Raw genomic sequence first — 22,217 nt, 5'->3', positions numbered from 1 at the left:
AGGCGGCGCAGTGGGCGGCGGCAACCTTCGCTTGCCGTGACGACGCGTGCGCGGCATCTGAGACGCGACAATGCTGGCGCTGGATGACCTTCCCTTCATATTGCTCGACGATGCGCGCGACGGCGGCGCGGGGGCGCGGCTGTATCGCGATCCGCAACGCATCATTGCGGCGCACCGGACAAGCGACATCGGTGCCGCGCTGGACGCGATGCGCGCGGCGGCGGCGGCGCATGTGGTCGGCTTCCTCAGCTATGAGGCGGGAGCGGGGCTGGAGCCGGCATTGGAACCGGCCGATTCCGGCGCGCCACTGCTGTGGTTCGGGGTGTTCGAGCGCTACGAGACGATCGCCAATCTCGGCGACTGGCTGCCCGACCAGGCCGGCGCATGGATCGGCACGCCGTCTCCGTCGATCACGCGCGAGACCTATGATGCGCAATTGGCGCACGTACTGGAGCTGATCGCGGCGGGGGATCTGTATCAGGCCAATTTGACCTACCGCGCCACCTGTAAGATCGCGGGCAACCCGCTGGCTTTGTATGCGCAACTGCGCGCACGGGCGAAAGCGGGGTATGGCGCCTTCGTGTGGACCGGTGCGGAGGCGCTGTTGTCCTTGTCGCCGGAATTGTTCTTCCGCCTGGACGGCGACGCCCTCACCTCCCGGCCGATGAAGGGAACGGCGCGGCGCGGGGACACGCCGGCGGAGGATGCGGCGCTCGCCGCTTTGCTTGGCAGCGACGCCAAGCAGCGCGCGGAAAACCTGATGATCGTCGATCTGATGCGCAACGATTTGTCGCGCGTGGCCGTGCCCGGGAGCGTCGCAGTGCCCACTTTGTTCGAAGTCGAGCGCTATCCGACGGTGCACCAGATGGTCTCGACCGTCACCGCCTCGCTAGCGCCCGACAAGGACGCGATCGACGTGCTGGCGGCGCTGTTCCCGTGCGGATCGATCACCGGCGCACCGAAGATCCGCGCGATGCAGGCGATCCGCGCGATCGAAGGCACGCCGCGCGGCGCCTATACCGGATCGATCGGCCGCATCGATGCGGCCGGCCCGGCAGGCCACAGCGCGCTGTTCAACGTCGCGATCCGCACGCTGACGGTGCGGAACGGCGACGGCTATGCCACGTTCGGCGCAGGGGGCGGGATCGTGGCCGATTCGCGCAGCGCAGAGGAATGGGACGAGACACTGGCCAAGGGCGCCTTCCTGACTGCCGGGCAAACCGGCTTCGATCTGATCGAGACCATGGCGTTCGACCCGGAAATCGGGCTGGTGCTGCTCGAACGCCATCTCGCCCGGCTCAAGGCCAGCGCGGCGCTGTTCGGCTTCGCGTTCGACCGTCATGCCGTGCGCAACGAATTGCAGGCGGCGACCTTCCGGCTGCGCAGCGGCCGGCGGTTGCGGCTGTTGCTCGCGCGGAGCGGTGCGATCGCGATCGAGGTCGCGCCCCTGCCCGCGCCGTTCACCGCGCCGGTGCCGGTGGCAATCGTCCCGCTGCCGGTGGCGAACGACGATTTCCGCTTGAGCCACAAGACCAGCGATCGTGCTTTCTATGACGACGCGCGGCGCCGCGCCGGCACAGCTGAAGTGCTGTTCGTCGACGCCCAAGGCTTCCTCACCGAAGGCAGCTTTACGAACATCTTCGTCGAACGGGACGGCGTGCTGCTGACCCCGCCCTTGGCGCGCGGGCTGCTGCCCGGCGTGCTGCGCGCCGAATTACTGGCCACCGGCCAGGCGATCGAGGCCGATTTGTCGCCCAGCGACCTGAGCGCCGGTTTCCTGCTCGGCAATGCCTTGCGCGGCACGTTTCCCGCGATTGTTGCGGTTGCGAATGGATCGCCCTCGGGGCTATAGCCGCGGCGCTTCCCTAACGTCAGGAACCCCTCGTCATGCAGCCCTCCGCCGCGCTCGCCCGCATCAAGCCGTCGCCGACGCTGGCCATTACCTCGCGTGTCGCGGAATTGAAGGCGCAGGGCGTCGACGTGATCGGCCTGGGCGCGGGCGAGCCGGATTTCGACACGCCCGACTTCATCAAGGAAGCCGGGATCAAGGCGATCCGCGACGGGAAGACCAAATATACCAATGTCGACGGCACGCCCGAGCTGAAGGATGCCGTGATCCTGAAATATGCGCGCGACAACGGCCTGACCTACACGCGCGACCAGATCACCATCAACGCCGGCGGCAAGCATACCTTGTTCAACGCCATGGTCGCGACGCTGGATGCCGGTGACGAAGTCGTCATCCCGGCACCCTACTGGGTAAGCTACCCGGATGTCGTTTTGTTCGCAAATGGCACGCCGGTGTTCGTCGCGGCGGGCGCGGAGCAGAATTACAAGCTGCGCCCGGAGCAGTTGGAAGCCGCGATCACGCCGCGCACCAAATGGGTGATCCTCAACTCGCCGTCCAACCCGACCGGCGCCGCGTATAGCCTTGCGGAACTGAAGGCGCTGGGCGAAGTGCTGGAACGGCATCCCCACGTGTGGATCTTCGCCGATGACATGTACGAGCATATCGTGTTCGACGATTTCGAATTCACCACCATCGCGCAGGTCTGCCCGTCGCTGTACGCGCGCACGCTGACCGCCAATGGCTGCTCCAAGGCCTATGCCATGACCGGGTGGCGGATCGGCTTTGCCGGCGGCGCGCCGTGGCTGATCAAGGCGATGTCCAAGCTGCAGTCGCAATCGACCAGCAACCCGTGCTCGATTGCACAGGCGGCCAGCGTCGTTGCGCTGACCGCGGATCAGGGCTTCCTCAAGGATCATGCGGCATTGTTCCAGACGCGGCGCGATCTGGTCGTGGGCATGCTCAACGACGCGGTGGGCGTGACCTGCCCGACGCCGGAGGGCGCGTTCTACGTCTATCCGGAATTCTCCGCGCTGATCGGCAAGACCACGCCTAACGGCCGGCTGATTGCCACCGACGAGGATTTCGTCGGCTATCTGCTCGACGACGCCAAGGTGGCCGCCGTGCAGGGCGCAGCGTTCGGCCTGTCACCGGCAATGCGCATTTCCTATGCCACGTCGGATGCGCTGCTGCGTGAGGCATGCTCGCGCATTCAGGCGGCGTGCGCAGCACTTCGGTAATTGGCCGTCACCCCAGCGAAAGCTGGGGTCTTGTGCGGCTCCTGTCTCACACCAGCCGCTTGAGATCCCAGCTTTCGCTGGGATGACGGGGAGTGATGGCTCTTCGAGGCACCTATCCCCCCGATGAACGACCGCTTCAGCCACGGTCAACCGAGCGTTTCGTAAAACGATCTTGTCGATGACAGGTCGAAGCACGATCTGCGCTGGCAACGGACATCAGACGGAAATCAATGGTCGATAGCCCATAGCGATCGACCCGCGAGGTAAGACAATGCGTATTCTCAAATCGACCTTTCTTTGGCAATTCGCCGTTGGCTTTGCGCTCGGCGCGCTCGGCATGGTCACGCTCACTCCGGCGGATACGGTCGCCAGCCCGTTCGCGACCACCCAGCAGGCACGCTAAGTACCGCGCATCTGGCGGACGATTTCCGCCACCCTATATTCGGTATCTAGTTGGCGCCTGCGTATCCGGCGTCGCTCTTGTCGAGGCCGAGATTCCATGAACAAGCTCATCGCAGCGACGCTAGTGGCCGCCACCCTGTCCGCCTGCGGCAGCGCGCAGGCCGAACGCGCCGTGCCGATCCCCGCGGCCAAGCTGGATGTGCCCAAGGCGCCCGGCTTGCAGACCGCGATCTTCGCCGGCGGCTGTTTCTGGGGGCTGGAAGCGGTGTTCGAACGCGTCAAAGGCGTGAAGGCAGTGACCGCGGGCTATGCCGGCGGCACCAGGGCGACGGCCAATTACGACGCGGTCAGCACCGAGACGACCGGCCATGCCGAGGCGGTGAAACTGGTCTATGATCCGCAGCAGGTAAGCTACGGCACGCTGCTGCGGGTATATTTCTCGATCGCGCACAATCCGACCGAGCTGAACCGCCAGGGGCCGGATAGCGGCCCAAGCTATCGCTCCGCCATTTTCCCGCAGAGCGCCCCGCAGAAAGCGGCGGCTGCAGCCTATATCGCGCAACTGGGGCAGGCCAAGGTGTTCCCCAAGCCCATCGTGACCAGGCTGGAGGGTGGCGCGTTCTACCCGGCCGAGGCGTATCACCAGGATTTCTTCAATCGTAACCCGACGCATCCGTATATCGTGCGGTGGGACAAGCCCAAGGTGGCGGCGTTCAAGGCGGGATTTCCGACACTGGCGCGGTAACAGCGCTTTTAGCGGATCACGCCGCCACGGCAAACCGCAGCAGCCGGTCCTCGACCGCGATCAACGCCTGCGCGCCGGCACCCACGGCGCGGACGATCTCCGGGTGACCGGCATCCAGCCCGCCGGTCAGCGAGCCGAATGCCGGGAAGATCATCTTGCTCGGCGTCATCACGAAGCAGCGGCGCGAGACGAGGCGACCGCGGACGCGCAGGCGGAGCTTGGGGTGGAAATGGCCGGACAGTTCGGGGCGGGTTTCGGCCGGGTCGGCTTCGTGGCGCAACACCAAGCCATCGACCTCCGCTTCGTCCATCACCTCGCCGCCGCAGCGGTCGATGCGCGGATCGTGATTGCCCGTGATCCAGATCCACCGCGTGCTGCCGGTCAATGCGCGCAGCATATCCTGCGCCTGCGCCGGCAGGCGATCGCAGCCGGCCGAATCGTGGAAGCTATCCCCGAGGCACCACACTTCCCGGGCGCCGGTGGCGGCGACCAAGGCGGTGAGATCGGCCAGCGTGGCGAGCGAATCGTACGGCGGCAGCATCTGCCCGCGGAGCGCGAACCAACTGGCCTTCTCGAAATGCAGATCGGCAACCAGCAGGGCGCGCCGCGCAGGCCAATACAGTGCCCCTTGGGGGAGCGCGCAGAGAGCGTGACCGGCGAACGAAAAGGGAACCATGCGCCGGCTATGGCGCGCGCTAGCGGATCGATCAATGGTTCAGTATGAAATAGGCGTGTAGCAAGGCCGTGCTCAATTCCCTTGCGCTGCACTGCAACGAGCGTAGAGCGCGCGCTGCTTCATCACAGGCCAATGCCCATGTCATCCGCCGTTGAAACGCCCGGGCAGGTCTCGCTGCCGCACCCTGCCCTGATCGCGCTGACCGTCGGCGCGATCGGCGTGGTGTTCGGCGATATCGGGACCAGCCCGCTTTACGCCTTTCGTGAAGCCTTGGGCCAGACCAAGGCGGGCGGGATCGACGCGAGCGAGATTCTCGGCGTGCTCAGCCTGGCCTTATGGTCGCTGATCATCGTCGTGACGCTCAAATATGTCGTGTTCCTGATGCGCGCGGACAATCAGGGCGAGGGCGGCGTGCTGGCGCTGACCGCTTTGGCCCGGCGCGCGCTGGGCAAGCGCTCACTGATCGCCATCGTGCTCGGCGCGAGCGGCGCGTCGCTCTTCTATGGCGATGCGATCATCACTCCGGCATTGTCGGTATTGTCGGCAGTCGAAGGGCTGCGCACCATTCCGGGGCTTGAGCAGGCGATCGACCAGCGCACCATCCTGATACTGACGATCGTCATCCTGGTGGCGCTGTTCATGGCGCAGGCGCACGGCACGGCGCGCATCTCGAGTTTGTTCGGGCCGGTCTGCGTCGTCTGGTTCGTGGCGATCGGCGGGCTGGGGCTGTGGCATATCGCCGACGAACCCACGATTCTGCGCGTCTTCTCGCCGCATTATGGCGTGCTGTTCCTGTTCGACCACGGGGTGACCGGGCTGTTCGTGCTCGGCGCCGTGTTCCTGACCGTGACCGGCGCGGAAGCGCTGACCGCGGACATGGGGCATTTCGGGCGGGCGCCGATCCGGCTCGGCTGGTTCATTCTGGTGTTTCCGGCGTTGTCGCTCAATTATCTCGGGCAAGGCGCGTTCGCGCTGGCCGCGCTGGAGACGGCGGACGCGGCCGGCACCGCCTTCGTCAACCAGGACTGGTTCTTCCTGATGGCGCCGGATGCATTCCGGCCGTGGCTGGTCGGGCTGTCGCTGCTGGCGACGGTGATCGCCAGCCAGGCAGTGATTACCGGGGCCTATTCGCTGACTCAGCAGGCGATCCAATTGGGGCTGCTGCCGCGCCTGCGCATCCGCCAGACCTCGGCGCATCATGCCGGGCAGATCTATCTGCCGGCGATCAACTGGCTGCTCTTGACCGGCGTGCTGGTGCTGGTGACGCAGTTCCGCTCGTCCTCGGCGATGGCGGCGGCGTACGGCATCGCGGTCACCGGCACGATGGTGGTGACGACCTTGCTCGCCTATATCGTCGTACGGCATCGCTGGAACTGGAACCGCCCGCTCGCGCTGGCGGTGATCCTGCCCTTCCTGGCGCTCGATTGCGTGTTCTTCGGGGCGAATATCCTGCGCGTGATCGAGGGCGGCTGGGTGCCCTTGGTGGTGGCGGCGCTGATCGGGCTTTTGATCTACACCTGGGTGCGCGGGCGCGGCATCGTGCGCGGGTTCGAGGAGCGGCAGAGCATTCCGCTCGCCGATCTCGCAGCGGCCCTGGCGCGGCGGCCGCCAGAGCGTGTCGAGGGCACTGCGGTGTTCCTTACCGCCAATCCGGCCAATGCGCCGGGGGCGTTGCTGCACAATCTCAAGCACAACAAGGTGCTGCACGAACGCAATCTGGTGGTCAGCATTCGCACCACCGATCGGCCGGTGGCGGCGGACGAGGACCGCGTGAAACTGGAGAAGCTCGACGACAATTTCGCCATCGTCATGCTGACCTATGGCTTCATGGAACAGCCCGATGTGCCGGCCGATCTTGGGCTGCAGGCGGCGGCGCACAAGAAGGTGCTCAATCCCGCCAAGACGAGCTATTTCATCGGCCGCAACACGTTAAAGGCGGCGGCCAACCAAGGCATGCCGTTATGGCAGGACCATCTGTTCATGTTCCTGCAGCGCAATGCCAGCGACCCGACGGATTTCCTGAAGATTCCGCCGGGCAAGGTGCTGGAGCTCGGGGAACAGGTGACGGTCTGAGCAGTGCAGCCCGCTCTGGAGTCACCCCAGCGAAAGCTGGGGTCTCCGTGGGGCGGGGGCTGCGCGCTCCTCGTTGAGATCCCAGCTTTCGCTGGGATGACGATGGTTGGCTATCCCGCGTAAACTTTGACGAGATCGTAGAGATACGCCCGCCCGTCATACAGCGATTTGACCCGGATGCGTTCGTTGAGGCCATGCACGCCGTTGAAATCGCTGTCGATGAAGATGCCCGGCACGCCGTAGACCGGCATGCCGATGGCCTGGAAGAAGATGCCGTCGGTCGCGCCGGTAGACATTAGTGGCACCACCGGCACGCCGGGGAAGTGCTTCGCCGCGAGCGTTGTGGCCGGGCCGAGGATCTTGGGATCGAGCGGCGTCGGGATCGCGGTCGGGCGGATCGGCTGGTTGATGCTGACCTTCACCTTGGGGCCAGCGAGTTCCTGCAATTTGGCCAATGTCGCCTCCACCGTCTCGCCGGGAAAGATACGGCAATTGATGTTGGCGGTGGCGCGTTGCGGCAGCGCGTTTTCGGCGTGGCCAGCGTTCAGCAAGGTCGCCACGCATGTGGTGCGCAGCGTGGAGTGGAACGTCTTGTCCTGGCTGACGATCTTGTCGGCTGCGGCGTCGTTCGGATCGGTGAGCAATTGCGTGATCGCGGCGGATACCGGTCCGGGCACCGACTTGGCCGTGGCGGTGAAGAAGGCACGCGTCGTGTCGGTGAATTTGACCGGGAATTCGTACGCACGCACCGCTTCCACCGCGTCGGCCAGCTCGTAAATCGCATTATCGGGCACGGGTTGCGAACTGTGCCCACCGGGATTGGTCGCGGCGAAGGTATAGTTCTGCGCGGCTTTTTCGCCGACCTGCATGGCCAGCACCTGGCGCTTGCCCTGCGCATCGATCCGCCCGCCGCCGCCTTCGTTGAGCACGAACTGCGCGGCGATCAGATCGGGCTTGTTCTTGGCCAGCCACTGCGCGCCGTTCCACGCGAACGTAGTTTCCTCGCCGCAGGTCAGCGCCAGCTTGATCGCGCGTTTCGGCTTATAGCCTTCGCTCTTGAAGCGGATCATGCTGTCCGCCCAGATCGCGCTCATTGCCTTGTCGTCGACCGTGCCGCGCGCATAATAATAGCCGTCTTCCTCCGACAGCTTGAACGGATCGCGCACCCAATCCTCGCGTTTGGCCTCGACCACGTCGATGTGCCCGAGCAACAGCATCGGCTTCAGTTTCTTGTCGCTGCCGGGCAGGATCGCGACCAACCCACCTTCCTTGGGATGATCGGGGACGGAGAATTTGGTGATCTCGGCATCGCCATAGCCGGCCGCCTTCAGGCGCGTGGCGATCTGATCGGCGGCCTGGGTGCACGAACCGGCCGACAGCGTCGTGTTGGTCTCGACCAGTTCCTTGTACAGACCGAAAAAGGCCTGCTGGTCGGGGCTGAGCGTTTGTGCGGAGAGCAGAGCGGGCTGCAGCACGAGCGCTGTCGTCAAGCCCAATGTCGCCAGCTTCGTCGTCCGCATCGTCGCGCCCCCCAAATCGTTGATGGCGCAACGTAACGGACCGCGCGCGCCGCGCAACGGCTCAGATGCGGCGCGTGCCCTTGGGCAATGCGAAGCGCACTTCGCGATTGGCGAAATCGATATCGACGCGGCGGAACAGCCGCAGCGCGTCCATGCCGAGCAACAAGGCCGGGCGCTTCTGCAGGCCGAACCGCGCGAACGGCGCGGCATCGGCAAAGGCGATCGGCAAGTTCTGGAACTTGATCCCGCCGACGCTGACTTCCTCGACCTGCGTATAGCCGGCGTGCAGCACCGATCCGGTGACGCTGGTCACGGTGATCGGGGCCAAGGCACGCGGCCCGATACGGCGCTGCAGCGCGAGATTGCCCATCGTCACCGCCGAGCCGCTATCGAGCACGACACGGATTTTGGTGCCGCGATACAGCGCATCGGTGACGACCAGCTGGCCGAGCACGCTGCGCGCGGTGACCACGATCTCGTCGGACGCGGCGCGCGGCGAGCGGCGGCGTTTGGCCGCGGCGGTGACGGTCATCCTTTGGGCATCGAAATCGATGGTCAGCGTGCGATGCTGCAACGTATCGAGCCCGAGCAGGCCATCGGCGCCGAGATGGTGCGCCTCCAGCATCGGCGCCTCGATCCGGCTGCCGCCGAGCGCGCCGGGCGAACTGCCGACGGTGATCAGCGGGATAATCGCGGTGGCGACCGTGCTGGTGCCGGTCATCGCGGTCATGCGCACGTTGCGACCGGGGCTGAGCTTGAGCGCCACGGCCAATTGGCGCGAGATGACGGTGCGTTGCGCGCCGGTGTCGACGATGAAGGCGTAGGGCCCTGAGTCGGCAATGTGGACCGGGAGCGTCATGCGATCCTGCTCGGTGGCGAAATCGAGCTCGCTGGGGGCGGCTTCGGGTTCAGGCGCGGTGACGGGATCGGGCGGCGCTTGCGATGTTGCGGGAGCCAGTAACGCGAGGGACAGGGCGGCTATAAGCGGCATGGCAAGACGGTGCGCCCGATACGGACCTTTTGCAATCCTCCCCGGCACGGGGAGAATTAATCCAGCCGCATGGCTTCCGCCGCCAGCGCCTCCGCCTCGATCAGCAGCGCGTCGTCGGCCAGGCCCGTGGCGATCTTTTCGCGGCCGATCAGCGTGAGCACGGGCACGGCCAATGGCGAGACGCGATCGAGATCTACGTGCAGCATCGTATCCACCGCGCGGTCGAGCAGGCTGGCGAGGCGACCCACGTCCGTCATCCTCGCGCGCGCGTCTTCCCAGGCGGCTTGCAGCAGCAGATGGCCGGGTTCGTATTTGCGCAGCACATCGTAGATCAGATCGGTGGAAAAGGTGACCTGCTTGCCAGTCTTGCGCTTGCCGGGATGCTGGCGCTCGACCAGCCCGCCAATCACCGCGACCTCGCGGAACGCGCGCTTGAGCAACGCCGAACTCTGCACCCAATCGACGAACTCATCCTCGAGAATGTCGGGCGAGAACAAGGATTGCGGATCGGTGATCGGCTCCAACCCATAACAGGCGAGCGCATAATCGTTGGAGACGAAGCCCATCGGTTTCAGCCCCAGCGTCTCCATCCGGCGCGTCACGAGCATGCCCAGCGACTGGTGCGCGTTCCAGCCTTCGAAACTGTAGGCGACCATGTAATGCCGGCCTTCGCGCGGGAACGTCTCGACCAGCAGCTGGCCGGGATTGGGCAGGGTCGAGCGGCGCGTCTGCACTTCGAGCCATTCGCGCACGTCATTGGGGAAGCGCGACCATTGCGACGGGTCGGCGAGGAAGCCGCGGACGCGGTCGGCGAGGTTGGTCGACATGGCCATGCGCGCGCCGCCATAGGTCGGGATGCGCGCCGGGCGGGCGGTAGCGCGGACCATCAGGTCTTCGTGATCGACGCCCATCACTTCCAGGCTCATGCCGGCGAAGAAGAAGGTGTCGCCGGACATCAGGGTAGCGGCAAAGGCTTCCTCGACCTTGCCCAGGCTGCGGCCGTTCTTGAAGCGCACGGTAAGCATCGTCGCCTCGACGATGATCCCGGCGTTAAGCCTGTGCTGGGTGACGAATTTGGGGTGGCTGACGCGCCACAGACCATCTGCGTCCTGCGTCAGTCGCTTGAATTTTTCATAGGCTTTGAGCGCATAGCCGCCGTCGCGGATGAAGCCGAGCACGCGATCGAACGTTTCCGTTGTCAGCGCCGAATAGGGCAAGGCCGAGCGGATTTCATCGAGCATGTCCGCGCTGGTGAACGGCGCGGCGCAGGCGCAGGCCATGATGTGCTGCGCCAGCACGTCGAGCCCGCCCATGCGGAAGATATCGGGATCGAGTTCGCCGGCATCGACCGCATCGAGCGCCGCGCGCGCTTCGAGATATTCGAAGCGGTTGCCGGGGACGATCACCGCTTCGCTAGGCTCGTCCATGCGGTGGTTCGACCGGCCGATGCGCTGCAGCAGCCGCGACGAGCCCTTTGGCGCACCCATCTGGATGACGAGATCGACATCGCCCCAATCGACGCCGAGATCGAGGCTGGCGGTGGCGACGAGGCCGCGCAGCTTGCCGTCGGCCATCGCGGATTCGACTTTGCGCCGCGCTTCCAGCGACAGGGAGCCGTGATGGATGCCGATCGGCAGGCTCATCGCATTGACCTTCCACAGATCCTGGAAGATCAATTCGGCGAGCGAGCGCGTGTTGCAGAACACGATCGACGTGTTGTGCGTCTCGATCTCGGCCATGACCTGTTCGGCAGCGTAGCGGCCCGAATGGCCAGACCAGGGCACGCGGCCCTCGGGCAGCAGGATATCGATATTGGCCGGTGCGCCGGGCTCGCCCTGTACCAGATCGACCGTATCGATATCGCCATCGGGCGCGAGCCAGGCGCGATAGCCATCGGCATCGGCGACGGTGGCGGAGAGGGCGACGCGGCGCAGGCCGGGGGCGAGGCATTGCAGGCGGGCCATGCAGAGCGCGAGCAGGTCGCCGCGCTTGCCGGTGGCGAAGGCGTGGACTTCGTCGACGACGATGGTTTTCAGGTTCTCGAAGATCAGATTGCTGTCCGGGTAGCTGAGCAGCAGGCTGAGCGATTCGGGGGTGGTAAGCAGGATGTGCGGCGGGCGCACGCGCTGGCGCGCCTTGCGGTCGCTCGGCGTATCGCCGGTGCGGGTTTCGACCCGGATGTCGAGCGCCATTTCCTCGATCGGGTTGATCAGGTTGCGCTGCACGTCGACGGCGAGCGCCTTGAGCGGGGAAACGTAGAGCGTGTGCAGGCCTTCTGTCGGGTGCTCGATCAGCTCGGTCAGCGTGGGAAGAAAGCCGGCGAGCGTCTTGCCCGCGCCGGTCGCGGCGACGAGCAGCCCGTGATGCCCGGCGCGACCGACCTCGAGCATGGCAAGCTGGTGACGGCGCGGGGACCAGCCGCGCGTGGCGAACCAGGCGGCAAGCGGGGCAGGGAGTTGGACGGTCAAAGGCGCGCGCCCTTTCCCTCTCCCTTTGGGAGAGGGAGGGAGCCGCGAAGCGGCGGATGGGTGAGGGTGACGCGAACGGTGCGCGATCCGGTCACCCTCACCCTTCCCACGGCTTCGCCGCGGGCCCCTTCCCTCTCCCAAAGCGAGAGGGAGATTGGCAGAGTGGCATTGCTATCGCTGCAACTGTGGGAACTTCGCGTCATCCCAACCATATAGGGACGATGGCAAAGCTCGGCGACTGGATCGATCCGCAACCCCATGGCATCTATGTCAAACCCGCCGATATCTGGGTCGATCCCTCGCGCCCGGTGCCGCGCGCTTTGGTCACGCACGGTCACGCCGATCACGCCCGCGGCGGCCACGAAGCGGTATGGGCGACGCCCGAGACGCTGGCGATCATGGGCGTGCGCTATGGCCCGCAGGCGGGCATTCCGGTCGCTTATGGCGAGACGGTGGATTGTGGCGGCGGCGTGGAGGCGACGTTCGTCCCCGCCGGCCACGTGCTGGGATCGGCGCAGATCATCCTCGATCATCGTGGCGAGCGCATCGTCGTGTCGGGCGACTACAAGCGTCGGGCAGATCCGACCTGCACCGCCTTCCAGCCGGTAAAATGCGACGTGTTTATCACCGAGGCGACCTTTGGCCTGCCCGTGTTCCGCCATCCCGAAACGGGCGACGAGATCGACAAACTGACCGCCGCGCTGCGCGCCAACCCGACGCGCTGCGTGCTGGTCGGCGCCTATGCGCTGGGCAAGGCGCAGCGCGTGATCCGCGAATTGCGCGACCGCGGGCATGACGATCCGATCTATCTCCACGGCGCTGTGCAGCGGCTGTGCGACCTGTATGTTGAGCTGGGCGTCGATCTCGGCGAGCTCCGGCTGGTGGCGGACACGCCCAAGGCGGAGTTGATGGGCAAGGTAATAGTGGCGCCGCCGGGCGCGCTCAACGATCGCTGGTCGAGGCGGCTGCCCGATCCGATCACGGCGATGGCCAGCGGCTGGATGCGCGTGCGGCAGCGCGCCGTACAGCGCAATGTCGAGCTGCCGCTGATCCTCAGTGATCATGCCGATTGGGACGAGCTGACGAGCACGCTGACCGAGATCGCGCCGAAGGAAGTGTGGGTGACGCACGGCCGCGAGGATGCTCTGGTCCATTGGTGCATGACGCGCCAGATCAAGGCCCGCGCGCTGGCTTTGGTCGGCTATGAGGATGAGGACGACTGATGCGTCCGGCCATAATCGCGCCACCTTGTCCTGACAGCATCGGGCAACGACGGCGGCATAGCGGGGACCGGCAGTGCAGATCTTGGCTATGCTGATGCTGCAAGGCGGCGCCGTTGCCCCACCGCCCGCTGCCGTCCGGCTCGATCCCGTCCTGCCGCGCGGTTGCGCCGAGGAGGTGGGCGATGCGATCGTGGTGTGTGGCAAGCGCGACGACCAGCGTTATCGCCTGCCGCGCCTGGATAGTGCACGGTTCGAGCCCAACCGCGACGGCCAAAAGGCGGAGATCGCCCTCGGCGGCGGGCTAAAGGGCGCGGCGGAGGTGGAGAGCGCGACATTGCTTGGCGGGCAGGTCAGCAACCGGCTCATGATGCGGTTAAAGCTGCCCTTCTGACCGAACGGCGCTAGCCCGCGCCCTCCAGCGCCTTGGCCCGGCGGCGCTGGACCGAGCTGCCGATGCCCAGCGCCTCGCGATATTTCGCCACCGTCCGCCGGGCGATGTCGAAGCCTTTGGCATTGAGCTGCTCGACCAACGTATCGTCGGACAAAATCTTGGCCCCCTCCGCGCCGATCAGCGCGCGGATCGCGGCTTTCACCGCTTGTGCCGACACCGCATCGCCGCCCTCCGAAGACTGGATCGCAGAGGTGAAGAAGTATTTCAGCTCATAAAGCCCGCGTGCGCAGGACAGATATTTGTTGCTCGTCACCCGGCTGACGGTCGATTCGTGCATCTCGATCGCGTCGGCGACCTGGCGCAACGTCATCGGCTTGAGATGCGCGACGCCGTGGAGGAAGAAGGCTTCCTGCTGTTTGACGATCTCGGTCGCGACCTTGATGATGGTGCGCTGGCGCTGGTCGAGCGCCTTGACCAGCCAATTGGCGCTGGCCAGCATGTCACCGAGCCACGCCTTGCTGGCCTTGTCCTGCTCGCCGCCCGACAGCTCGACATAATAACCGCGATTGACCAGCAGGCGCGGCAAGGTCGCAGCGTTGATCTCGATGCCCCAGCCGGTCTTGCCCCCGATCGTACGGCGCGCGATGAACAAATCGGGGGTCACCGCTTGCGCCGGTTCGCCACCGAAGCGGCAACCGGGCTTGGGATCATAGCCGCGCAGTTCGCGGATCATGTCGGCCATGTCCTCGTCGTCGACGTCGCACAGGCGCTTCAAGCGGCCGAGCTCGCCGCGCGCGAGCAGATCGAGATTGTCGATCAACCGCGCCATGCACGGATCGTAGCGATCGGCCTCGATCGCCTGCAATTTGAGGCATTCGGCGAGATCGCGCGCCCCGACGCCAGTCGGCTCGAACGTATGGATCACGCCCAGCACATATTCGATCCGGGCAAGCGGCACGCCCAGCCGGTTGGCCAGTTCGAGCAACGGCACGGTGAGATAGCCGCAATCGTCGATCTGATCGATCAGGTGCGCAGCGATCATCAGATCGGCGCCGTCGAGCACCGGGCCGGCCTGCGCCATCAGGTGATCGGCCAGGCTGGTATCGGCGCTGGCAAAGGCATCGAAATCGGGGCCGTCTTCGCCCAGGCCGCCGCTGCTCGCGCCCGACAGGCCCAGCGCCCCATCCATGCCGGCGCCGTCCGACGGGCTGTCATGGTGGAAGCTCTCGGCGGAGAAATCCACGTCGAGCGAGGCTTCGCCAGTCGCCTCGCCGCCCATCAGCAATTGATCGGCAGTGGCAGGGTCAGCGCTGGTCTCGGCCGGCGCCTCGCGCTCCAGCGTGGGGCCGTCATCGTCCGGCGCGGCGGCTTCGAGCAGGGGGTTGCGCTCGATCTCCTCGGCGAGGAAGCCTTCGACCTCGAGGTTGGACAGCGCGAGCAGGCGGATCGCCTGCTGCAACTGCGGCGTCATCACCAGGGATTGCGATTGCCTGAGGTCGAGGCGCGGGGCGAGGCTCATGGCCGCTAGAGCGAGAAGCCCTCGCCGAGATACAACCGGCGGACGCTTTCGTCGGCGACCAGTTCGGCCGGCGAACCGGTGAACAATACGCGGCCGTCATAGATGATGTACGCGCGATCGACGATGTCGAGCGTCTCGCGGACGTTGTGATCGGTGATCAGCACGCCAATGCCGCGATCCTTGAGCTGGCAGACGAGATCGCGAATGTCCGAGATCGAGATCGGATCGATGCCGGCAAACGGTTCGTCGAGCAGCATGATCGACGGATCGGCGGCCAGCGCGCGAGCGATTTCCGCCCGGCGCCGTTCACCACCGGACAGCGCCATGGCGGGCGCGTCGCGCAGCCGGGTAAGGCCGAATTCACCAAGCAACTGTTCGAGCCGCGCCGCCCGCGCGGTCTTGTCGGGTTCGGACAGTTCGAGCACCGTGAGGATATTCTTCTCGACCGAGAGTCCGCGGAAGATGCTGGTTTCCTGCGGCAGATAGCCCAGGCCCAGGATCGCACGGCGGTACATTGGCAGGCCGGTGATATCGTCGCCGTCGAGCATGATGCGGCCCGAATCGGGCTTCACCAGCCCCATCACGGAATAGAAGCAGGTCGTCTTGCCCGCGCCATTGGGGCCGAGCAGCCCGATCACTTCGCCGCGGCCGACCGTGACCGACACGTCGGTAAGCACCACGCGCTTATCGTACGATTTGGCGATCGACACGACCGACAGGCCGGTGCCACTGGGCATTTCGTGGATCGGCGGCATCGCCTCGAGGGTCGCGGTGTCGGTCATGGAAGGCCCGTGCTCGCAATCATAGGGTTGGCGGAAGCTTGGCCAGAGTAAACTGGCAGGCTTCGTGCATGTATATAGCCCCAGACCGGGGGCAGTTGAAAGCAGGAAGCGGCGGACGGCGTGTTGCGGCAGTTGAGCGGCTTGTTGCTCCCCCCTGGAAGGGAGGGGAGTAGGTAATCAGTTACGCTTCGGCACCGAGAAGCGCCCCGTCACCCGTCCGCCCGGCGCGGCGGTGGTGCTGCCATCGGTACCGGTGCGGGCGCTGCCGACCGACGAACCGTCGATCACCGCGCGACCGCTGTCGAGATTGATCGTCAGCCGCCCGCCATTGACCGTATTGCCACCCTGTACGAGCGACACGCCGCCGAGCATCGTCACCACGCGGCGGTTGAGATCGTAGACCGCGAATTGGCCGCGCGCGGTCTGGTCCGGCCGCGTCACCACCACACCGCCCGAGGCGTCCAGCCGCGAGACCTGTGGGCTGCCATCGACCACTTGCCCGGTATAGGCGACCGTCATGCGCGCCGCCCTGAGCGTCATCTCCGCCTGGCGCACCGTCACGCTGCCGGCCAGCACCGCGCGATTGGCCTTGTCCTGCAACTCGATATGATCGGCGCCAAAATCGATCGGCGCATTCGAATTGTGCCGCGTCTGCGCCGATGTGCCGACCGACGTGGCAAGGGCGAGGATGAGAGCGACGGGCGCAACAAGGCGGACGGACGTGTTCATCGCGCCTATTTGTTCCTTCCGGGGACGATCCGCAAGCGGGCGTTGCCGTCCAACGTCACGACATGCGTGTTGAGATCGGCCTTCATGCCGTTGGCGCTGAACGTGCCCTGCGGCACCGTGCCGGTCACCGCGCCGCCACTCAGCAGCTTGCGCGTCATGAGATCGACCGTCGCGTCCTTGGTATCGATCTTATAGCCATTGGCGGCCCTGAAATGGACCGGGCCATCGACCTTCACCTGCTCGCTGGTCATGTTGTAATGGCCCTTGTCGGCGACCAGGGTCGCGGGTCCCTCGGGCATGGCCAGTTCGGCGGACAAGGCGTTGAGCTGCACGACCTGTTCGCTGGCGCTGCGCTGCACGGCGGAGCCAGCGGTCAACGTGAACGGGCGGCGCTCATTATCCTCGCCGCGATAGCGCGCGCTTTGCAGCCGCAGCCGCTCCTTGGCGACCTCGACCTTGTTCTTGTCGAGCAGGAAGGAGACGTCGCCGCGCGTGGTCAGCGGCGCCATCACCAGAAAGGCGGCGAGCACGCCGATCGCCACGGGGAGCGAGAACGCAGAAAAGCGCACGAAGCGATCGTGGCTGCTGCCCGGCGCGGCCCACACCTGGCGTTCGGAGCGGACCCGCGCCGCGACCTCAGACATGGGCGAAGATATCGGTTTCGGGCCAGCCGGCCAGATCCAGCGCGGCCCGGTGTGGCAGGAAATCGAAACAGGCCTGCGCCAGCTCGGTGCGGCCCTCACGCGCCAGGCGACGATCGAGCTCCTCGCGCAAGCGGTGCAGATAGCGCACGTCGGACGCGGCATAATCTTTCTGCGCGTCGCTCAGCACCGGGCCGCCCCAATCGGACGATTGCTGCGCCTTGGAGATATCGGTCTGCAGCAATTCGCGCACCAGCTCCTTCAGGCCATGCCGGTCGGTATAAGTGCGCACCAGGCGCGAGGCGATCTTGGTGCAATAGGCCGGCGCGGCGGTGACGCCGAGATAATGCTCGATCGCGGCCAGATCGAAGCGGCCGAAATGATACAGTTTCACGCGCCCCGGATCGGCCAGCAGCGCGCAGAGATTGGGCGCCTCATATTCACTGGCAGGGGAGAAACGGACGAGATGCTCGTCCGCGCCGCCATCCGACAATTGCACCACGCACAGCCGATCGCGGGGGGTGAGTAGGCCCATCGTCTCGGTATCGACGGCAATGTCGACGCCGTCGGCGAACAGATCGGCGGGAATGTCTTCTTCGTGGAGATATACGGTCATCCATTGCGCCTAGCGGGGAACGGATGAACGCTCAATGGCGCGTTGCAGCCGCCTCGCGCTTCTCGCGGCGCTTGCGCGCCAGGATGTTGAGCGTCTCGACCCCCGCCGAGAAGGCCATCGCGGCGTAGATATAGCCCTTGGGCACGTGCACGCCAAAGCCATCGGCGATCAGCACCGCGCCGATCATCAGCAGGAAGCCGAGCGCCAGCATCACCACGGTGGGGTTGGCTTCGATGAAGTTGGCCAATGGCGTGGCCGCGACCAGCATCACGCTGACCGCGACGATCACCGCGATGACCATCACCGGCAGATCGTCGGTCATGCCGATCGCGGTGAGGATCGAATCGATCGAGAAGACCATGTCGAGCGCCAGGATCTGCGCGATAGCCGAACCGAAGCTGAGCGCGGTGCGACCCTTTTTGTCCATTTGTTCACCCGATTCGGTCGGGTCCATCGTGTGGTGGATTTCCTTGGTCGCCTTCCACAACAGGAACAGGCCGCCGGCGATCAGGATCAGGTCGCGCCACGAAAAGGCCGTCTCGAAGCCGGGCTCGCCATGCGCACCGACCGCGCCCTGGAGACCGAGATCGAATACCGGCTGGGTAAGCCCTGCGATCCACGCGATCATCGACAGCAACACGAGCCGCAGGCCCAGCGCCAGGCCGATGCCGAGCTTGCGCGCCTTGTTCTGCTGCTCCGGCGGCAGCTTGTTCGACAGGATCGAAATGAAGATCAGATTGTCGATCCCGAGCACGACCTCGAGCACGATCAGGGTCGCCAGTGCGGCCCAGGTGGCGGGCTCGGATAACAATTGGAGGATGGCCATAAGCGCCAAATTGCCGGGCCAAATCCCGCCTTGCAAGCGAGCGATTCAAACTATGCCGCAATTTGGACGAATTTATTCGCCGACTTGGTCTTTTTAGGGTAGACCGATTCGGTGGCACGATCGGTTTGGTGTCCGGAGACCCGCGCTATTCGTCCGGCGATGCGGTTTCTACAGGCAAGTTTGGACGAACCGGGAAGACGAACAGGGCATGAGTTTCGATAAAGGACGCCGCGGGGATCGCGGTGGGCGTGGCCGCGACAAGCGCGACGGTTTCGGCGGCGATGATTTTAACAGCGGCAGCAGCTTCGGCGGCGGTGGCGATCGCTTCGGCGGCGGTGGCGGTGGCGGCGACCGTTTCGGCGGCGGCGGTGATCGCTTCGGTGGCGGCGGCGGCGGTGGCGGCGATCGCTTCGGCGGTGGTGGCGGCGGCGGCGGTGGCTTCCGGCCTGCTGGCGGCGGCGGCGGCTTCGGCGGCGCGCCCGGTGGCGGCGGCGCTGGGCGCGGCATGCCCCCCCAGGTCGTTGGCGAAGGCACCGGCGTGGTCAAGTTCTTCAACGGTCAAAAGGGCTTCGGCTTCGTCGTCCGTGATGACGGCGGCGAAGACGTGTTCGTGCACATCAGCGCGGTCGAGCAAGCCGGGCTGACCGGTCTGGCCGAGGGTCAGCCCTTGGGCTTCACGCTGGTCGATCGCGGCGGCCGCATTTCGGCGACCGATCTCAAGATCGACGGCGAGCCGATGGCCGTCACCGACCGCGGCCCGCCGCGCGAGCGTGACGCCGCGGCTCCCGGTGGTGCAGGCCCGCGTGGCGCTGCCCCGGGTGGCGCACCGCAGCGCCAGCTGACCGGCGAGAAGGCGACCGGCACGGTCAAGTTCTTCAACGCGATGAAGGGCTTCGGCTTCATCCAGCGCGATGACGGACAGCCCGATGCGTTCGTGCACATCTCCGCGGTCGAACGCGGCGGCATGACCAGCCTCAACGAAGGCGACCGGCTCGAATTCGAGCTCGAAGTCGATCGTCGCGGCAAGCATGCAGCGGTGAACCTGACCTCGATCGCGTAAGCGACCCCGGTTCGAGTTTAGAAAAACCCGGTATGTCCTAGGCATGCCGGGTTTTTCTTTGTGCGCGCATAGTCTTTCGCCGGGGCGATCCCCTGGTCCGCCATGCTAGCGCACCAGCTCCACGGAGGAGCTGTCATGCGCTATCTTATAACCCTGTTTGCCATCTCGGCCCTGGCGGCGCCGCTAGCCGCTGCCCCCGCGCCGCGCATGCCGATCTCCAGCTTCGAGCAGCTCGCCACGCCCTTGCCGCTCCCCTATGACGCGCAAGCCAACGCCACGCAGCAGGTGACGGCGGCCAAGGCGCGCGCCAGGGCCGGCCACAAATTGCTGCTGATCGATCTCGGCGGCAATTGGTGCCTCGATTGCCGATTGCTTGCCGGCGCGATGGACGTCGCCCCGCTCAAGGCGTTTCTCGCCCGGCATTACGAGATCGTCACCGTTGATGTCGGCCGGTTCGACAAGAACCTGGCCATCCCTGCGCGATACGGCATTACCAAACGATTGGAGGGCGTGCCCAGCCTGCTGATCGTCGACCCGCGCAACGACAAACTGCTCAACGCCGGCCGCACTGCAGCGCTGGCCGATGCGCGCAGCATGAGCCCGCAGGGGCTGGCGGACTGGCTGGCGCAGTGGGTTAAGTAACCGGCGAGGCATCGCGGCAGGTGTAGATTTGGTTCGCGCAGATGCGCGGAGTGTTTGCGGCCCAGCAGAGTATGGTGCGCAAGGCGTTGACCCTAAACCGTCACCCCGGGCTAGACCCGGGGCCCAGCTTCTTCCTCGGCCGTGGGAAAGAAGAAGCTGGGCCCCGGGTCTAGCCCGGGGTGACGATGTAGATGGTTCGACCCGACCCAATCATGCTCAAACGATCAGCCGCTTCAGCGCGGCGACGGTATCCGCTTCCGCCGCCGGCTTATCAGTACGAATGCGGGCGATGCGGGGGAAGCGCATGGCGACGCCGGATTTGTGGCGTTTCGATTCGTGGATCGAGTCGAAGGCGATTTCGAGCACCATGCTGCGCTCGACCTCGCGCACCGGGCCAAAGCGGTTGAGCGTATTGTTGCGCACGAACTTGTCGAGCAATTTGAGTTCCTCGTCGGTGATGCCCGAATAGGCCTTGCCGACGGGCAACAGCTCCCCCTCCTCGGTCCAGCAGCCGAAGGTATAATCGCTATAGAAAGACGAGCGGCGGCCCGAGCCGCGCTGCGCGTACATCATCACGCAATCGGCGGTCAGCGGATCGCGCTTCCATTTGTACCACAGCCCGACGCGCCGCCCGGTGACGTAAGGCGAATCGCGCCGCTTGAGCATGACGCCCTCGATCGCCGCATCGCGCGCGCCGGCGCGGATGCCCTCGAGTTCGGTGAAATCGCTGGCCTCGATCACCTGGCTGAGATCGAACCGGTCTGGGTCGAGCCGCTGGGCAAAGCTTTCGAGCCGCGCTCGGCGCTGCGTCCAGGGCAGCTCGCGCAAATCCTCCGCACCATCGAACAGGATGTCGTAGACGCGGACGAACGCGGGATAATCGGTGAGCATCTTGCCCGAGACGGTTTTGCGCCCGAGCCGCTGCTGCAGCGCGTTGAAGCTCGCCGCACCGCCGCCATCCTCTCGGCCGCCGCCCTGATGCTCGCCCTTGACCAGTAACTCACCGTCGATGACGCCAGGCGTAGAGAAGGCGCGCGCGACATCCGGGAAACTGCCGGTCACGTCATCGCCGGTGCGGCTGAACAGCCGCGTTTCGCCAGCGACGTGAACGATCTGCACGCGGATCCCGTCCCACTTCCACTCCGCCGCATAATCGGCAAGGTCGACGCGCAGATCGTCCAGCGGATGGGCGAGCATGAACGGGCGGAACACCGGCACGTCGGCGGAGGTCGGTTGCGCCCCCCTGCCCTCGGCCCAGGCGAACAGACTGGGATATGGCGCGTCGATGCCGTGCCACACTTCTTCGACCGCCTCGACATCGATGCCGAAAGCGGTGGCCAACGCCGTCTTGGCAAGCCGCGCGGAGACACCGATGCGCAGCGCACCGGTAGCCATCTTGAGCAAGGCAAAGCGTTCCTCGGCATCGAGCCGGTCGAGCATCCCGGCCAGCGCTGCCGGCGCATCGGAGCGCGACAGCGCATTCAGCGTCTCGACTGCCTGGCTGATGGTCAGCGGCTCGGCCTCGGGCGGCGGCACAGGCGGGTTGGGCCATAGCAAGGCGATCGTTTCCGCGCTGTCGCCGACATAGTCACGACTCATCCGGTACAACACCGGATCGACGCGCGCCTCGATCAGCGCGCGGATCACCGCCGGCTTGACCCCCGGCAGATCGAGATCGCCGGTCAGCGCCGCGATCGCCCAGCCGCGATCGGGATCGGGCGTGACGCGCAGGTAATCGCCGATCAGCTTGAGCTTCGCATTGCGCGAACGCGTGTAGATCAGGGCATCGAGCAGGTCGGCAAAGGCGCGCATGATGCGCCAACGCA

The 22,217-nt window shown here is 65.7% G+C and carries 20 protein-coding genes; 9 read left to right on the top strand and 11 right to left on the bottom strand.

The window, feature by feature from the left end:
• Positions 1–70 precede the first annotated feature (70 nt).
• The 4 genes from pabB to msrA all read left to right on the top strand — a co-directional run bounded on the left by pabB (position 71) and on the right by msrA (position 4,234).
• Complete coding sequence (gene pabB / locus U1739_RS09530; RefSeq protein ID WP_332707140.1) at positions 71–1,852, top strand: aminodeoxychorismate synthase component I; 1,782 nt, start codon at positions 71–73, stop codon at positions 1,850–1,852.
• A gap of 35 nt (positions 1,853–1,887) precedes the next feature.
• On the top strand, positions 1,888–3,087 hold the full coding sequence (locus U1739_RS09525; RefSeq protein WP_332707137.1) for a pyridoxal phosphate-dependent aminotransferase: 1,200 nt from the start codon (positions 1,888–1,890) through the stop codon (positions 3,085–3,087).
• A 271-nt stretch (positions 3,088–3,358) separates the two neighbouring features.
• On the top strand, positions 3,359–3,490 hold the full coding sequence (locus tag U1739_RS09520; RefSeq protein ID WP_332707134.1) for a hypothetical protein: 132 nt from the start codon (positions 3,359–3,361) through the stop codon (positions 3,488–3,490).
• 96 nt (positions 3,491–3,586) lie between these two features.
• Positions 3,587–4,234, top strand: coding sequence for a peptide-methionine (S)-S-oxide reductase MsrA (msrA, locus tag U1739_RS09515; protein ID WP_332707131.1), 648 nt, complete (start codon positions 3,587–3,589; stop codon positions 4,232–4,234).
• A gap of 16 nt (positions 4,235–4,250) precedes the next feature.
• Here msrA and pdeM read toward each other — a convergent pair whose 3' ends face one another.
• Entirely contained in the window at positions 4,251–4,910 is a 660-nt protein-coding gene (gene pdeM / locus U1739_RS09510; protein WP_332707128.1) for a ligase-associated DNA damage response endonuclease PdeM, read from the bottom strand.
• Between the two features lie 138 nt (positions 4,911–5,048).
• On the opposite strand from pdeM, the gene U1739_RS09505 reads away from it, so the two are divergent.
• Positions 5,049–6,983, top strand: a complete 1,935-nt coding sequence (locus tag U1739_RS09505) for a potassium transporter Kup (protein WP_443025529.1) — start codon at positions 5,049–5,051, stop codon at positions 6,981–6,983.
• Between the two features lie 110 nt (positions 6,984–7,093).
• Here the strand turns inward: U1739_RS09505 and U1739_RS09500 are convergent, their stop codons facing one another.
• The 3 genes from U1739_RS09500 to U1739_RS09490 all read right to left on the bottom strand — a co-directional run bounded on the left by U1739_RS09500 (position 7,094) and on the right by U1739_RS09490 (position 11,962).
• Positions 7,094–8,503: a M20/M25/M40 family metallo-hydrolase gene (locus U1739_RS09500; RefSeq protein WP_332707122.1), complete on the bottom strand. Its 1,410-nt coding sequence runs from the start codon at positions 8,501–8,503 to the stop codon at positions 7,094–7,096.
• A gap of 61 nt (positions 8,504–8,564) precedes the next feature.
• The gene (locus U1739_RS09495; protein WP_332707119.1) at positions 8,565–9,494 is read right to left on the bottom strand and encodes an aspartyl protease family protein; all 930 of its coding nucleotides are present in this window, start codon (positions 9,492–9,494) and stop codon (positions 8,565–8,567) included.
• 56 nt (positions 9,495–9,550) lie between these two features.
• Positions 9,551–11,962, bottom strand: coding sequence for a ligase-associated DNA damage response DEXH box helicase (locus U1739_RS09490; protein ID WP_332707116.1), 2,412 nt, complete (start codon positions 11,960–11,962; stop codon positions 9,551–9,553).
• A 221-nt stretch (positions 11,963–12,183) separates the two neighbouring features.
• On the opposite strand from U1739_RS09490, the gene U1739_RS09485 reads away from it, so the two are divergent.
• Both U1739_RS09485 and U1739_RS09480 read left to right on the top strand, forming a co-directional pair.
• Entirely contained in the window at positions 12,184–13,185 is a 1,002-nt protein-coding gene (locus tag U1739_RS09485) for a ligase-associated DNA damage response exonuclease (RefSeq protein WP_332707112.1), read from the top strand.
• A gap of 73 nt (positions 13,186–13,258) precedes the next feature.
• Positions 13,259–13,576, top strand: a complete 318-nt coding sequence (locus U1739_RS09480; RefSeq protein WP_332707109.1) for a hypothetical protein — start codon at positions 13,259–13,261, stop codon at positions 13,574–13,576.
• 10 nt (positions 13,577–13,586) lie between these two features.
• Here the strand turns inward: U1739_RS09480 and rpoN are convergent, their stop codons facing one another.
• The 6 genes from rpoN to U1739_RS09450 all read right to left on the bottom strand — a co-directional run bounded on the left by rpoN (position 13,587) and on the right by U1739_RS09450 (position 18,689).
• Entirely contained in the window at positions 13,587–15,095 is a 1,509-nt protein-coding gene (rpoN, locus tag U1739_RS09475; protein WP_332707106.1) for an RNA polymerase factor sigma-54, read from the bottom strand.
• Positions 15,096–15,100: 5 nt separating this feature from the next.
• Positions 15,101–15,877 (bottom strand): LPS export ABC transporter ATP-binding protein, encoded by a 777-nt coding sequence (gene lptB / locus U1739_RS09470; RefSeq protein ID WP_332707103.1) that lies wholly within the window; start codon positions 15,875–15,877, stop codon positions 15,101–15,103.
• A 177-nt stretch (positions 15,878–16,054) separates the two neighbouring features.
• Positions 16,055–16,606, bottom strand: coding sequence for an LptA/OstA family protein (locus U1739_RS09465; RefSeq protein ID WP_332707100.1), 552 nt, complete (start codon positions 16,604–16,606; stop codon positions 16,055–16,057).
• Positions 16,607–16,611: 5 nt separating this feature from the next.
• On the bottom strand, positions 16,612–17,250 hold the full coding sequence (gene lptC / locus U1739_RS09460; RefSeq protein ID WP_332707097.1) for an LPS export ABC transporter periplasmic protein LptC: 639 nt from the start codon (positions 17,248–17,250) through the stop codon (positions 16,612–16,614).
• The gene (locus U1739_RS09455) at positions 17,243–17,863 is read right to left on the bottom strand and encodes a ribonuclease D (RefSeq protein ID WP_332707094.1); all 621 of its coding nucleotides are present in this window, start codon (positions 17,861–17,863) and stop codon (positions 17,243–17,245) included. Before U1739_RS09455 ends, lptC begins: the two co-directional genes overlap by 8 nt.
• A 31-nt stretch (positions 17,864–17,894) precedes the next feature.
• A complete protein-coding gene (locus tag U1739_RS09450) occupies positions 17,895–18,689 on the bottom strand; it encodes a TerC family protein (RefSeq protein WP_332707091.1) in 795 nt (264 codons plus the stop codon).
• Between the two features lie 208 nt (positions 18,690–18,897).
• Here U1739_RS09450 and U1739_RS09445 point away from each other — a divergent pair, with 208 nt between their 5' ends.
• Both U1739_RS09445 and U1739_RS09440 read left to right on the top strand, forming a co-directional pair.
• On the top strand, positions 18,898–19,749 hold the full coding sequence (locus tag U1739_RS09445) for a cold-shock protein (RefSeq protein WP_332707088.1): 852 nt from the start codon (positions 18,898–18,900) through the stop codon (positions 19,747–19,749).
• 135 nt (positions 19,750–19,884) lie between these two features.
• Positions 19,885–20,391: a thioredoxin family protein gene (locus U1739_RS09440; RefSeq protein ID WP_332707085.1), complete on the top strand. Its 507-nt coding sequence runs from the start codon at positions 19,885–19,887 to the stop codon at positions 20,389–20,391.
• 216 nt (positions 20,392–20,607) lie between these two features.
• On the opposite strand, the gene U1739_RS09435 is transcribed toward U1739_RS09440, so the two are convergent.
• Entirely contained in the window at positions 20,608–22,203 is a 1,596-nt protein-coding gene (locus U1739_RS09435; protein ID WP_332707948.1) for a cisplatin damage response ATP-dependent DNA ligase, read from the bottom strand.
• Positions 22,204–22,217: the final 14 nt, after the last annotated feature.

This window comes from Parasphingomonas puruogangriensis, from assembly GCF_036663635.1.
GTDB lineage: Bacteria > Pseudomonadota > Alphaproteobacteria > Sphingomonadales > Sphingomonadaceae > Sphingomonas.
The sequence above is the reverse complement of the archived record's forward strand: the minus strand, read 5'-3'. Positions and strand labels throughout refer to the sequence as shown.